General features: G+C 72.0%; 12 protein-coding genes. All 12 read left to right on the top strand.

Annotated features, from left to right (window positions below; translation table 11 throughout):
* The 12 genes from SCAB_RS00965 to SCAB_RS00910 all read left to right on the top strand — a co-directional run bounded on the left by SCAB_RS00965 (window position 1) and on the right by SCAB_RS00910 (window position 13,418).
* Window positions 1-894 (top strand): SDR family NAD(P)-dependent oxidoreductase, encoded by an 894-nt coding sequence (locus SCAB_RS00965; RefSeq protein WP_012998169.1) that lies wholly within the window; start codon window positions 1-3, stop codon window positions 892-894.
* A gap of 12 nt (window positions 895-906) precedes the next feature.
* Complete coding sequence (locus SCAB_RS00960) at window positions 907-2,499, top strand: acyl-CoA synthetase (RefSeq protein ID WP_012998168.1); 1,593 nt, start codon at window positions 907-909, stop codon at window positions 2,497-2,499.
* 20 nt (window positions 2,500-2,519) lie between these two features.
* Complete coding sequence (locus SCAB_RS00955) at window positions 2,520-3,149, top strand: hypothetical protein (RefSeq protein ID WP_012998167.1); 630 nt, start codon at window positions 2,520-2,522, stop codon at window positions 3,147-3,149.
* A 186-nt stretch (window positions 3,150-3,335) separates the two neighbouring features.
* Window positions 3,336-4,337, top strand: coding sequence for a zinc-binding dehydrogenase (locus SCAB_RS00950; RefSeq protein WP_012998166.1), 1,002 nt, complete (start codon window positions 3,336-3,338; stop codon window positions 4,335-4,337).
* A 9-nt stretch (window positions 4,338-4,346) separates the two neighbouring features.
* Entirely contained in the window at window positions 4,347-5,285 is a 939-nt protein-coding gene (locus tag SCAB_RS00945) for a 3-carboxyethylcatechol 2,3-dioxygenase (protein WP_012998165.1), read from the top strand.
* A gap of 5 nt (window positions 5,286-5,290) precedes the next feature.
* Window positions 5,291-6,121, top strand: coding sequence for a 2-keto-4-pentenoate hydratase (locus tag SCAB_RS00940; protein ID WP_037723678.1), 831 nt, complete (start codon window positions 5,291-5,293; stop codon window positions 6,119-6,121).
* Complete coding sequence (locus SCAB_RS00935) at window positions 6,118-7,068, top strand: acetaldehyde dehydrogenase (acetylating) (protein ID WP_037723639.1); 951 nt, start codon at window positions 6,118-6,120, stop codon at window positions 7,066-7,068. Before SCAB_RS00940 ends, SCAB_RS00935 begins: the two co-directional genes overlap by 4 nt.
* Window positions 7,065-8,087, top strand: coding sequence for a 4-hydroxy-2-oxovalerate aldolase (dmpG, locus tag SCAB_RS00930; protein WP_012998162.1), 1,023 nt, complete (start codon window positions 7,065-7,067; stop codon window positions 8,085-8,087). The genes SCAB_RS00935 and dmpG overlap by 4 nt, the downstream gene beginning before the upstream one ends.
* A gap of 235 nt (window positions 8,088-8,322) precedes the next feature.
* On the top strand, window positions 8,323-9,663 hold the full coding sequence (locus SCAB_RS00925) for an MFS transporter (protein WP_041668784.1): 1,341 nt from the start codon (window positions 8,323-8,325) through the stop codon (window positions 9,661-9,663).
* 242 nt (window positions 9,664-9,905) lie between these two features.
* Window positions 9,906-10,703: an aminotransferase class IV gene (locus tag SCAB_RS00920; RefSeq protein WP_041670272.1), complete on the top strand. Its 798-nt coding sequence runs from the start codon at window positions 9,906-9,908 to the stop codon at window positions 10,701-10,703.
* A gap of 119 nt (window positions 10,704-10,822) precedes the next feature.
* A complete protein-coding gene (locus SCAB_RS00915; RefSeq protein ID WP_012998159.1) occupies window positions 10,823-12,622 on the top strand; it encodes a class I adenylate-forming enzyme family protein in 1,800 nt (599 codons plus the stop codon).
* 109 nt (window positions 12,623-12,731) lie between these two features.
* Complete coding sequence (locus SCAB_RS00910; RefSeq protein WP_012998158.1) at window positions 12,732-13,418, top strand: DsbA family oxidoreductase; 687 nt, start codon at window positions 12,732-12,734, stop codon at window positions 13,416-13,418.
* The last annotated feature ends 70 nt before the right edge of the window (window positions 13,419-13,488 follow it).

Here is a 13,488-nt window from a genome sequence, read left to right as displayed (position 1 = left end):
ATGGGCAGCGGCTGGCTGGAGAACGAGGTCGCACTGATCACCGGCGGGGGATCCGGCATCGGCCGCGCAGTCGCCCTGCGCTACCTCGCCGAGGGCGCTCGCGTCGCGATCCTCGGCCGTACGGCCGCGCAACTGGAAGAGGTGGTGCGCGCCGCCGGCGAGCTGGGCGACCGGGTACTGCCCCTCACCGGCGACGTACGGAGCCCGGACGATCTGCACCGGGCCGTGGAGACCACCGTCGAACGGCTGGGCAGGCTCGACATCCTGGTCCCGAACGCCGGCATCTGGGACTACCACCGCAGCGTGACCCGTTTGTCGGGCAAGGAACTGGCCGAGGCCTTCGACGAGATCTTCGCGATCAACGTCAAGGGGTACGCGCTGGCCGTGGAGGCCGCCTGGCGGGAACTGGTCGCCACCCGCGGCAGCATCGTGATGACCCTGTCCAACGCCTCCCAGCACACCGACGGCGGCGGCTCCCTCTACACCGCCAGCAAGCACGCCTGCCTCGGCCTGCTGCGCCAGTTCGCCTTCGAACTGGCGCCGAGAGTCCGAGTCAACGGGGTCGCCGTCGGAGGCATGCGCACCCAACTGCGCGGCCCCGAGAGCCTCGGCCTGCACCACCGCACGCTCGCCGCGTCCTTCGCCAGGAACGAGGAAGCCCAGGCACTCTCCGGTGAGAAGCCGCCGCCGCTGATCCCGCTGTACGACTCCAGTGTGGAACCCGAGGACTTCACCGGTCCGTACGTCCTGCTGGCCTCCCGCACCGACAGCGGCACCATCACCGGTGCCGTGATCCCCGCCGACGGAGGCATCGCCGTCCGCGGTTTCCGCGCCCCCGCGGGCGGCGCGGGACTGTGCCCCCCACATATGAACGCCTCGCCCGACAGCCATTGAGGAGCCGCCGTCATGGCCGCCGTCGACATCAGTCCCGCCACCGCGCTGCACCGCAGAGCCCAGCATCCCGGGCCCCCCGCCGTCGTCTACGAGAACCGTGAGATCACAGCGGTGGAACTCGGCGCCACGGTGGGGGAGTTCGCAGCCGGACTGTCCGAGCACGGACTGCGCCGGGGTGACCGGATCGCCTACCTGGGCCTCAACAGCGTGACCTTCCTGGAGACGCTGTTCGCCGCGGCCCGTCTCGGCGCGGTCTTCGTCCCCCTCAACTTCCGCCTCGCGGCCGACGAGGTCCGCCACATCCTCAACGACTGCGGCGCCCACACCGTCGTCGTCGAGGAGGGCCACCGCGAACTGGTGGAGTCGATCCTGCACGACATCCCCGCCCGCACCCGCCTGCTCGTCGACACCGATCCCGCATGCCCGGCGACGGGGACACCCGCACCCGCCTGGACGCCGCTGTCCACGCTGCGCGGCCCGCACCGCCCCGTACGGGAACCGGTGGCGCTGTACGACGACGACCTCGCGGCCCTGATGTACACCTCCGGCACCACCGGCCGGCCCAAGGGCGTCATGCTCACCCACGGCAACCTCTGGTGGAACGCCGTCAACGTCGACGCCGTCGTGGACACCCGCGCGGACGACGTGAACCTCGCCCTCGCTCCGCTGTTCCACATCGGCGGCCTCAACGCCTTCACTCTGCGCACCCTGGTGCGCGGCGGCACCGTGGTGCTGCGCCGGTCCTTCGAGCCCGCTCAGTGCCTGCGGGACCTCGTCGAGCATCGTGTGAACACCTTCTTCGCGGTCCCCGCCATGTACGCGGCCCTCGCCCGGGTGCCCGGCTTCGCCGACGCCGACCTCGGCGCCCTGCGGTCCGCGATCGTCGCGGGGGCTCCCGTACCACCGCAGCTGATCCGGGACTACGGAGAGGTGGGCCTGTCGCTCCAGCAGGCCTGGGGACTGACCGAGACGGCCCCGTTCGCCACCTATCTCCCGGCCCGGCTGCTCCCTGAGAAGGCCGGCTCGGCCGGTGTCGCGATGCCGTACACCGAGATCCGGTTGACGCACCCGGGCACGGGGACCGGGATCGAGGAGCCGGACACCCGGGGCGAGATCTGCGTACGCGGCCCCAACGTGACCTCCGGCTACTGGGACAACCCGGACGCCACCCGGGGCGCCTTCGACGACATGGGCTGGTTCCACACCGGGGACATCGCCTACCGGGACAAGGACGGCTTCTACCACATCGTGGACCGCCTCAAAGACATGATCATCAGCGGCGGAGAGAACGTGTACCCCGCAGAGGTGGAGCGTGTACTCGCCGAGCTCCCGGGCGTCCTGGAGGCCGCCGTCGTCGGGGTACCGGACGCCAGGTGGGGCGAGACCGTCCTCGCCGTCCTGAGCTGCGCGGCCGGTGCCGAGCCCACGGTGGAGGAGGTACGGGCGTTCGCGGACCGGTATCTGGCCCGCTACAAGCTCCCCACCGACGTCCTGGTCATCGACCGGCTGCCCCGCAACGCCAGCGGCAAGCTGGACAAGATCGAGCTGCGCCGGTGGGTGACGGCGCGACGGAACGCGCCGAGCACGGCCACGGCCACGGCCTGAACATCATGCGGGGAGCACGAGTGGTGGTCACACCTCCCGACAGCGCGCGGCGGACCGTCATCGGCGACGGCTGGTCCCTGCGGCCGCTCGCCGGCACGTCCGGCGAGCCGCTCGGGGCACGCCGGCCGGCCGCGCGCGGCTATGCGGCCTCCTGCGACGGAACAGACCGTTCCGGAGGCGGAGGCGGAGGCGGAGGTGAAGACGGGGGCGGGAGCGCGGAGTTGCTCGTCCATGTCCAGGCGGTCCCGCACCACCCGGTGCGGGCCTGCTATCCCTTCGGCGCTCACGACGTGGTCGTATGGCTCGGCGACGGTGACGACGAAACCGATCACGGTGACCACGGAACCGATCACGGCGACGGCGGAACCGATCACGGCGACCGTGGCGCCCGTGCGGCGCGTGTGCCCGAGGAGGCCGGCGCGGACCTGCTGCGTGTCCTCGTCCCCGCGCTCTTCGCCACCGACGCCCGCTGCCGCCGTGTCGTCGCCGCGCCGGACGAGTACGACGGCCACGCCCAGCGCGTCCTGCTGGCGGGAGGGTTTCGCAGGATCACCGAGGCGGACCTGCCCCACGGCTCCGTCGTCCTGTTCGCCGCCGAGCCGCCCGAGGTCGCCGGGCTGTCCACCGCCCTCGACGACATGCCTCACTGAAGGGGCCGACCGAGCGGGTCCACCACACCGTCAGCCACGCCACAGCCGCGCCGCGAGCCGGGACCGACCCGGCCCGCGGCGCGGCTGTGGCGTGCGCGCGTACATCGCTGGTGCGTACACGGAATCCGTGCTGCACAGCGGCACACGGGCTAGGCCGGGTCGGCCGGTCGGCGCGACCGTGGCCGCGTGCTTGCCGCTACCGCAATCTCCCAGAGCGCCGCCGACCCGCTGTCGGGGCTGGTGCTGCGCGACGTCCCTGAACCGATTCCGCGTCCGGGCTGGTCACGTGTCCGCGTCGTCGCCTCCTCGCTCAACATGCACGACGTGTGGACGCTGAGAGGAGTAGGACATCCTCCCGACCGGCTGCCCATCATCCTCGGGTGCGACGCGGCCGGCTACGACGAGGACGGCAACGAGGTCATCGTCCACCCGGTGATCGGCGACCCGGACGCGGGCCGGGGCGACGAGACGCTCGACCCCGGTCGCGCGCTGCTCTCCGAGCGGCACGACGGGGCGTTCGCGGAGTATCTGACCGTTCCCGCCCGCAACCTGGTCCCGAAGCCGGACTGGCTCTCGTTCGACGAGGCCGCCTGCCTGCCCGTCGCCTGGACCACGGCCTACCGCATGCTGTTCACCCAGGCCCGGATCACCGCCGGTGACCGGGTGCTCGTCCAGGGCGCGGGGGGCGGCGTCGCCTCCGCGGCCATCAGGCTCGCGGTGGCCGCGGGGGCCGTCGTGTACGCCACCAGCCGGAGCGCGGACAAGCGCGCCGAGGCCGTGTCGTGGGGAGCCCGTGCCGCCGTGGCCCCGGGCGAGCGGCTGCCCGAGCGGGTGGACGTGGTCATCGAGACGGTCGGTGAGGCGACCTGGTCGCACTCGCTGAAATCGCTCCGCCCCGGCGGCACGGTCGTCATCGCCGGGGCGACCAGCGGCATGAACCCGCCCGCCGACCTCGGCCGGATCTTCTACCTCCAGCAGCGCATCCTCGGCTCCACCGGCTGCACCCGTGTCGAACTGGTGGCGATGCTGCGGCTGATGGAGGCCACCGGTGTCCGGCCGGTCATCGACCGGACACTTCCGCTCGCCGAGATCCACAAGGGCCTCCAGCTCATGATCGACGGCGGCCTCACCGGAAAGCTCGTCGTCCATCCGCCGGGCCCGGCCCGCCCCAGCACATCGCAGCAGTAAGGAAGCACCATGACCGCAGCAGCCGTCGGGCTGTCCCACTCGCCCCTCATCGGCAGGAACGACCCGGACCCCGAGGTCCTGGCCCGGGTCGACCGGGCCGTCGAGGAGGCACGGGAGTTCATCCGCGCCTACGACCCGGAACTGGTCGTCCTCTACGCGCCCGACCACTACAACGGCTTCTTCTACAAGGAGATGCCGCCCTTCTGCCTGGCCACCGAGGCGCACGCGGTGGGTGACTTCGGAACATCGGCGGGCCCGCTGTCGGTCGACACCGCCGCGGCGAGGGCGCTGGCCCGCGGCGTGCTCGACCAGGGCGTCGATCTGACGGTCTCCGCCCGGATGACCGTCGACCACGGGTTCGCACAGCCCCTGGAGGTGCTGTTCGGCGGTATCGACAAGGTGCCCGTGGTGCCGGTCTTCGTCAATGGCGTGGCCACTCCGCTCGGTCCGGTCGGCCGGGTCCGGGCCCTCGGCACCGCCGTCGGGCGGGCCGCGGCCGAGATCGACCGCAGGGTGCTGTTCCTGGCCTCCGGCGGCCTCTCCCACGACCCGCCCGTGCCGGTCCTGGACGGGGCACCACCCCGGGTCGCCGACGCCCTGATCGAGGGCCGCCCGCCCACGCCCGAGCAGCGGGCCAGGGCCGAACAGCGGGTCGTCCGCGCAGGCCGCGACTACGCTGCCGGCTCGACCGAGATGATCCCGATCAACCCGGACTGGGACAACCGGTTCCTCGACCACGTCGAGAACGGCGAGCTGGCCGCGTTCGACACCTGGACCGTCGAGGGCATGGCGAAGGAGGGCGGCAACTCCGCCCACGAGGTCCGCACCTGGATCGCGGCCTTCGCCTCCCTCGCCGCCACCGGCCCGTACGACCTGGCGTCACGCTTCTACGAGGCCGTCCCCGCCTGGATCGCCGGCTTCGCCGTCGCCACGGCGAAGGGACGGTGACCACCATGGCCATCGACACGTACGCGGTGGAGCGAGCCGTCGCACGACTGGCGGCCGCGGTCGAGGGCGGGCGGCCCGTCGCTCCGGTGCGGGATCTGCTGGGCGAGCACGACGTCGCTGCCGCCTACGCCGTGCAGCAGGAGCTGACGCGCCGCAGGCTGGCCGCGGGCGCGACCGTCGTCGGACGCAAGATCGGGCTCACCTCCCCGGCCGTGCAGAAGCAACTCGGTGTGGATCAGCCCGACTTCGGGATGCTGTTCGCCGACATGGACGTCTCGGCCGAGCCGGAGATCCCCATGGAGCGGCTGTCGCAGCCGAAGGCCGAGGCCGAGATCGCCTTCGTACTCGGGGAGGACCTGGCGGACGGGGATCTCGACGCCGCCCGGGTCCGGGGCGCCGTGGAGTACGCCGTCGCGGCGATCGAGATCGTCGACAGCCGGATCGCGGCCTGGGACATCCGGCTCACGGACACCGTCGCGGACAACGCCTCCAGCGGCCTGTTCGTGCTGGGGGAACACCGGGTCACGCCGGACGCGTTCGAGCCGCGCGAGACCACCATGCGCATGTACGCCGACGACGAGCCGGTCTCCGAGGGCGCCGGCGCGGCCTGTCTCGGTGACCCGTTGAACGCGCTGGCCTGGCTGGCCCGCACGGCCAGGGAGCACGGCCTTCCGCTGAGGGCCGGGCAGATCGTCCTGTCGGGCGCTCTGGGCCCGATGGTCCCGGTGTCGCCCGGCGTCCGGATACGCGCCGAGATCAGCTCGCTGGGCACGGTCACCGCGCTGTTCTCCGCGCGGCCGCAGGAGCGTCACCAGCCCGAGGAGGAGGACGCGTGACACGAACCAAGGTGGCCGTCATCGGATCCGGCAACATCGGCACCGACCTGATGATCAAGATCCTGCGTCTGTCGGACACGCTGGAGATGAGTGCCATGGTCGGCATCGACCCGGACTCCGACGGGCTCGCCCGTGCCGCCCGCCTGAAGATTGCCACCACCCACCAGGGTGTCGAAGGGCTGATCGCGCTCCCCGGTTTCGAGGACATCGGCATCGTCTTCGACGCGACCTCGGCCAAGGCCCACATCGCCAACGCAGCCCGGCTGGCGCCGTACGGGAAGCGGCTCATCGACCTCACCCCCGCCGCGATCGGCCCGTTCGTCGTACCGCCGGTCAACGGGGACGCCCAACCGGACGCCATGAACGTGAACATGGTGACGTGCGGCGGCCAGGCGACCATCCCCGTGGTCGGGGCGGTCTCGGCGGTGACCCCGGTCCACTACGCGGAGATCGTCGCCTCCATCGCCTCCAGGTCGGCGGGGCCGGGCACGCGGGCCAACATCGACGAGTTCACCGAGACCACCTCCCGCGCCATCGAGTCCGTCGGCGGCGCCGCCCGGGGCAAGGCGATCATCGTCCTCAACCCGGCGGAGCCCCCGCTCATCATGCGGGACACGGTGTTCTGCCTCATCGGGGACGCCGACCACGAGGCCGTACGCGCGTCGGTCGAGACCATGGTCGGCCGTGTCGCCCAGTACGTCCCCGGCTACCGCCTCAAGCAGCAGGTGCAGTTCATCCCGGTGGACGGCACCGAACCGGTGCACACCCTGGTGCCGCCGGGCGCGGGTCCGGTGCGCACCCGGGTGTCGGTCTTCCTCGAAGTCGAGGGCGCCGCCCACTACTTGCCCGCCTACGCCGGAAACCTCGACATCATGACGTCGGCCGCCCTGCGGGTCGCCGAGTCGATCGCCCGGCGCGACGCCGTTCCCCCGGAGGGCCGCCCATGACGCACAAGCTGTACATCCAGGACGTCACCCTGCGGGACGGCATGCACGCCGTCCGGCACCGCGTCGACCCCGTCGACGTCGGGCGGATCGTCGCGGCGCTCGACGCCGCCGGGGTCGACGCGATCGAGGTCGCCCACGGCGACGGGCTGGCCGGCGGCTCGCTCAACTACGGGCCGGGCAGCCACACCGACTGGGAATGGATCGAGACGGCGGCGGCACACCTGACCGACGCCGTTCTCACCACGCTCCTCCTGCCTGGCATCGGCACCATCGCCGAGCTGGAACGCGCCCACGCCCTCGGCGTCCGTTCGGTGCGCGTCGCCACCCACTGCACCGAGGCCGACATCTCCGCGCAGCACATCGCCAAGGCCCGTGACCTCGGCATGGACGTCGCCGGGTTCCTGATGATGAGCCATATGGCCCCGGCCGTCGAACTCGCGGCCCAGGCACGGCTGATGGAATCGTTCGGAGCGCACTGCGTGTACGTCACCGACTCCGGCGGCCGGCTCACCATGAACGGCGTGCGCGAGCGGGTCCGCGCCTACCGGGACGTGCTGGACCCGGCCACCGAGATCGGTATCCACGCACACGAGAACCTGTCCCTCTCGGTCGCCAACAGCGTGGTCGCCGTGGAGGAGGGCGTCACCCGCGTCGACGCGTCCCTCGCCGGGCAGGGCGCCGGTGCCGGCAACTGCCCGATCGAGGCGTTCGTGGCGGTCGCGAACCTTCAGGACTGGAAGCACGGCTGCGACCTGTTCGCCCTCCAGGACGCCGCCGACGACCTGGTGCGGCCGTTGCGGGACCGCCCGGTCCAGGTCGACCGGGAGACACTCACGCTCGGCTACGCGGGCGCGTACTCCTCGTTCCTGCGACATGCGGAGAGCGCCGCCGGTCGTTACGGGGTCGATGCCCGCGCGCTGCTCCTGGAGGTGGGCCGCCGGGGGCTCGTCGGCGGGCAGGAGGACATGATCGTCGACATCGCCCTCGATCTGGTGTCGGCGCGGATCCCCACCCGCTGATCCCACGCACGGTATGCCGCCCGTCCCTCCGGCCCAGGGAGCGACGGGCGGCATACCCGGAAAAACATGCCTATTGCATGCGCTTGACCGTGTCTCCCCGGCGCGATCGGCCGCTGTTCCACAAGGCGGCACAGCCGAGCGCGACGGACGGCCGGGCTTCCTACAGTCCACGGCATCAGTCCCCTTGTGGCCCGTATCACTCCGAGACCCGGGCCTGTCGGAGGTGAACCGCTCCATGTCCGAGACCAGCAGCGACGCCGCGGTCGGTACCGTCGCACCCCCAGCCCCGCCGCACGAGCCCAGGGAGAACGTCGCGCGCGTCGCCGTCGCCAGCCTCGTCGGCACCACGATCGAGTACTACGACTTCGCCGTGTACGGCACGGCCGCCGCGCTCGTCCTGGGCCCCGCCTTCTTCCCGTCCACCAGTTCCACGGGCTCGACCCTCGCGGCCTTCCTCACCTTCGCCGCCGCGTTCCTCGCCCGCCCCGTCGGCGTCGTGCTGTTCGGGACGATCGGCGACCGGCTGGGCCGCAAGCGGGCCCTGGTGACCTCGCTGGTCCTCATGGGCATCGCCACGGTCGGGGTCGGCCTGCTGCCGACGTACGAGACCGTGGGCGTCCTCGCGCCGGTCCTCCTGGTGGCCCTGCGGCTGCTGCAGGGCGTCAGCATGGGCGGCGAGTGGGGCGGCGCCGTCCTGCTGGCCGCCGAACACGCTCCGCCGGGGCGGCGCGCGGTGTACGCGTCCATACCCCAGATCGGCGCGCTGCTGGGTTTCCTGCTGTCGAGTGCCGTGATCCTGCCGACGATCGCGGTCGCCGGGCGGGACGGCTTCGCCGCCGGGGCGTGGCGGGTGCCGTTCCTGCTGAGCACACTGCTCATCGTCGTCGGGTTCTGGGTGCGTACCCGGGTCAGCGAGTCACCCGTGTTCAGGACCGGGCCCCAGGGCGACCGCCCTGCCGCCCCGCGGTTCCCGCTGGGCGCCCTGGTCAAGGAGTACCCGGGGCGGCTGCTGCTCGGCATCGGCGCGGCGGCCGGCGGCTCGGCCGTCTACTACCTGACGATCGTCTACAGCCTGTCGTACGGGCCGAAGGCGCTCGGCATCGCACAGAACACGATGCTGGCCGCCGCGAGCGTGGCCGCCGGCGTCACGGCCGCCGCGGTGGTACCCGTCGCCCGGCTGGCCGACAGGGTGGGGCGGCGGCCGGTCATCATGGCCGGGGCGATCGGGTGCGTGGTGTGGGCGCTGCCCATGTTCGGCTCCATGGGGACCGGCAACGGGCTGGTCATCACGGGCGCGTTCACCGTGGGACTGGTGCTGTTCATCCTGATGTTCGCGCCGATCGCGGCCTTCCTGCCGGAACTGTTCCCGGCCCGGCTGCGCTACACGGGGGCCTCGGCGACCTTCATCCTCGCCAACACCCTCGGCGGCGGGTTCGCTCCACTGGTCGCGACCTGGCTGAACTCCCACTGGAAGTCGCCCCTGGTTCTCGGTGTCTACGCGGGAGGACTGTGCCTGGTCAGTCTGCTGTGCGTACTGGCGCTGCCGGAGACGCGCGACCGGGACTTCGCGGCCTGACCGTTCTTCCCGGTGCGTGACTGGGCGCGGTGACCTCGAACGGGGTCACCGCGCCCAGTCACGCACAGAGAACGGTCCATCGGACAGGGGCCAATGGGGCGCTCGGTGTTTCGTACACAGCGGAATTGGCCCCCTCAATTCGGCCCGCACATGGCTCTGTTGCATCATTCGCGCCTTCATTACCTTCATGGCTGAAGGAAGTTCGCATCCGGAGCTCTTCCGGAATGAGGAGGGTCACCGTCATGCGTACCGAAATCGACAGCCAGTCATTTCTCGTATGGAATTCCGGTGCCGGCCTCGTCGCCGAGGAGAATGACAAGGGAATGGTCGTGGCAGATTCCTGGCTCGTCCGGGACGGCCGGGTCCGGAGTCATGAAATGCACTGGGACCGGTTCTCGGACTCGGTCGGCTCCCACGGCGTCGACCGGGGCGAGATCGCCGACTTCCGGGCTGCCGTCACCGCGAGGCTGCCGCGGGCCGGCGCATGGTTCCCCCGGGTCGAACTGCTCGCCGGCCCGTCGCCCAGGCTCGCCCTGCGGCTGCGCCCCGCCCCCGCGCTGCGGGACACCGCCCGGGTCTGGGTGGCCGACGGAGTGGACCCGCGCACGCGTCCCACGGTCAAAGGACCCGACTTCGCGGCCCAGGGCAGGCTGCGCAAGCAGGCCAGACTCCACGGCGCCGACGAGGCGCTCCTGCTCGACGAGGACGGCCACGCGGTCGAGGGAGCCTTCAGCAGCCTGCTGTGGTGGGACCGCGGCGACCTGTGCACCGCCCCTGACGACGGCCGGATCCTGTCCGGCATCACCCGCCGGCTGCTGCTCGACCGCGCCGCCCGGCTCGGGGTCACGGTGCGGCACACGAGGGTGAGCCCCGCCCGCCTCGCCCGCTGCGAGGTGTGGATCACCAGCGCCCTGCACGGCATCCGGGTCGTCACCGGCTGGGCTCCGGGTGGCGCACCGGCGCCGCCCGGCGCCCTCGGGGCGGCCGGCCCCTGGCAGGCCCACCTGGACTCGCTCCTGGCACCACTGCCCCCGGGCTGAGCACCACCGCGTCCCGACTTCCCGGCCTGAACCCCCAACCTCCCACCGCAACCCCCAACACCCCACCCCTGCACCGATGTTCAGCACAGAGTCCCCGCACAGAGTCAAGGAGAGCCGAGATGAAGATCCGATCCCTGCAGCGGCATCTGGCGTCCGTCCGCCGTATGAAGCTGGGCCCTTCGCACCGCGGGCTGCGCGCGCGGCTGGAGTTGGTGTCCGAACGCTCCCTCGGTGTGGGGACCTTCCTCTGGCACACCCTCGACCGGGCCGCGGACCTCGACGCCCCGCTCCTGCACCATCTGCCGCGCGGCGGCGGCGAGAAGGACATCCGCACCTACTCCCTGGCCGATCTGCGGGACGCGACCGAGCGGTACGCGCGCTGGTTCCACGCCGCCGGTGTGGCACGCGGCGACCGGGTCGGCGTCTACAGCGGGGACGGCATCGCCAACTTCGTCCACTTCATGGCCCTGAACAGCATCGGTGCCATCCCCGCCCCGGTGAACCCGAACATGGCGCCCCAGACCGCGGCACGCTACCTGAAGCGGCTGGAGCCGCGTGGCGTCGTCGCCGACGCCGACCGGCTGGAGACCCTGCTGGCGGCCACCGACAGCCCCGAGGGGTTGGGCTTCACCGTCTCGCAGGAGGAGGTGGACTCGGCGGGCCGCGTCGGCCCGCTGCCCGTCGGCTACCCGTACATGCACGGCGACCACGACCCGGTGCTGATCGCGCACTCCTCGGGCACCACCGGCATGCCCAAGGCGCCGATCCTCGGGCACCGCCAGTTCTTCGCGGGCAAGCGCCCCCGCATCCTCACCATGCCGTCCGGCGTCGACGACAAGAACCTGCTGGTGTTCCCGCCGTCCCACGGCTCCGGCCTCAGCTACATGATGATGGCCACCCTGACCGGCGTACCGACCCTGGTGATGGAGGAGCAGCGCGGACCGGCCGTGGCCGAGGTCATGCGCTGGTGGAAGCCGACGGTCGTCATCGCCTTCCCCATCACCTTCGGCGAGCTGGCGGCACTGGGCGTGGAGCCGTCGGCGGCCTCCCGCGTGACCACCTGGCTCAGCACCGCCGACGCCTCGCACGAGGCGCACGTCCGTGAGCTGGTACGGCTGGGCAGGCACCGCGTCGGCGGCAAGTGGCGCCAGGGCTCGCGCTACATCGACGGACTCGCCTCGACCGAGGTGGGCATGGCCGTGTTCCAGAACATCCACGGCCCGGACACCGACGCCTACAAGCGGTGCGTCGGCCACCCGGAACCCATCGTCGAGGAGGCCACCGTCTACGACGAGCACGGCAAGCGGCTGGGCCCGAACGAGATCGGGTTCATCGCGGTCAAGACCCCGACCGAGACCCTGGGCTACTGGAACGACCCCGATCTGACGCACCGTTCGAAGCACGACGGCTTCTGGCTCACCGGCGACATCGGGTACTACGACGAGCAGGGGCGCTTCTACCAGTACGACCGTGCCACCGACGTGATCCACACCGCTCGCGGGCCCGTCTACAGCCTGCCCACGGAGGAGATCGTCCTGAAGGCGTGCCGCCAGGCCGTGGACTGTGTCGTGGCCGCCGCCATCAGCCCCGCCGACGAGGAACTGTCCGAACCCGTCGCCGTGGTCCGGCTGGCCGACCGCTGCGACCTCACCTCGCGGGAGCTGCTGGCCCGGCTCAACGGGGCGCTGCGCAAGTCGGGGGCGCACGAGCTCTCCGCGGTCGTACTGGTCAAGGGCGAGAACGACATCCCGCTCGGCGTGACCGGCAAGGTGCTCAAGCGCGAGGTGCGCACCACCTACGAGAAGGTCCTCCTCTCCGACGACGACCACGGGCTCGACATCGCCCGCACCCGCTCGGCGCGCACCGAACCGAGCGCCCCTGCCCCGGCCTCGCGGCGCCGATCGGCGAAGGCCGCGTAGACCCCGCCCCGCCCCTTCCGCGGCAGTCCCGGTCCTCCCCGCCCGGGACTGCCGCCGGGCAGGGGCCGGGCCGGGTCACGCACCAGTACAGGAGAAGGGACCCTGACACATGATCAGCGTTCTGCCGGGCACCGTGGCGGTCTACGCGGACCTCGCCTGCCCCTGGGCACACGTCGCCGTCGAGCGACTGTGGCGCATCCGCGCCGAGTCGGACCTGGCCGGGACCGTACGGTTCGATCACCGGGCCGTCCTCCTGGAGGTGGTCAACCGGGGCACTCTGCCCAAGCCGGTCATCGACGCCGAGATCCCGGTCGCGGCGGAGATGGAACCCGACGCCGGCTGGCGGCCCTGGACGGAGCCCGACTGGCGCTGGCCGGTGAGCCGGCTGCTCGCGGCGGAGGCGGTGCAGGCGGCGAAGGAGCAGGGGGCGGCGGCGAGCGAAGCCCTCGACCGGGCCCTGCGCAGGGCGTTCTTCGCCGACAGTGCCTGCATCACGATGCGCCATGTGGTGCTGGACGTCGCAGGGTCGGTGCCCGAGGTGGACGCGGCGGCCCTGGGCGAGGCCCTGGACACCGGGCGCGCACGGGCAGCCACACTCGCCCAGGTCGCCGACTTCGCTCCCGGAGGCGCGGTCACCAGCCCGCATCTGTTCACCGCCGACGGCGGCTCCTGGCCCAACCCCGGGGTCGACTACCGGTGGGCGGGCGAGCCCGGCGACAGCGCCGTCGTCCTGAAGTCCGACGATCCCTCGGTCTACCACCGGATTCTGGCGGCGGCGGCGAACTCCGCACGCTGACGAGGGGATCACGACGCCGCCGGCCGGCGTCATGTACGGGCGTCGCCGACCGGTGGCGCTCCCGGCCCGG

The organism is Streptomyces scabiei 87.22 (assembly GCF_000091305.1).
In the GTDB taxonomy this organism is placed as follows: Bacteria; Actinomycetota; Actinomycetes; order Streptomycetales; family Streptomycetaceae; genus Streptomyces; species Streptomyces scabiei.
This window is presented reverse-complemented; position numbering and strand designations above follow the sequence as displayed.

Coding starts and splice junctions, on each gene's coding strand:
- SCAB_RS00960 (WP_012998168.1), top strand. CDS start 907: ATGGCCGCCGTCGACATCAGTCCCGCCACCGCGCTGCACCGCAGAGCC.
- SCAB_RS00940 (WP_037723678.1), top strand. CDS start 5,291: ATGGCCATCGACACGTACGCGGTGGAGCGAGCCGTCGCACGACTGGCG.
- dmpG (WP_012998162.1), top strand. CDS start 7,065: ATGACGCACAAGCTGTACATCCAGGACGTCACCCTGCGGGACGGCATG.
- SCAB_RS00920 (WP_041670272.1), top strand. CDS start 9,906: ATGCGTACCGAAATCGACAGCCAGTCATTTCTCGTATGGAATTCCGGT.
- SCAB_RS00915 (WP_012998159.1), top strand. CDS start 10,823: ATGAAGATCCGATCCCTGCAGCGGCATCTGGCGTCCGTCCGCCGTATG.
- SCAB_RS00910 (WP_012998158.1), top strand. CDS start 12,732: ATGATCAGCGTTCTGCCGGGCACCGTGGCGGTCTACGCGGACCTCGCC.
- SCAB_RS00945 (WP_012998165.1), top strand. CDS start 4,347: ATGACCGCAGCAGCCGTCGGGCTGTCCCACTCGCCCCTCATCGGCAGG.
- SCAB_RS00925 (WP_041668784.1), top strand. CDS start 8,323: ATGTCCGAGACCAGCAGCGACGCCGCGGTCGGTACCGTCGCACCCCCA.
- SCAB_RS00965 (WP_012998169.1), top strand. CDS start 1: ATGGGCAGCGGCTGGCTGGAGAACGAGGTCGCACTGATCACCGGCGGG.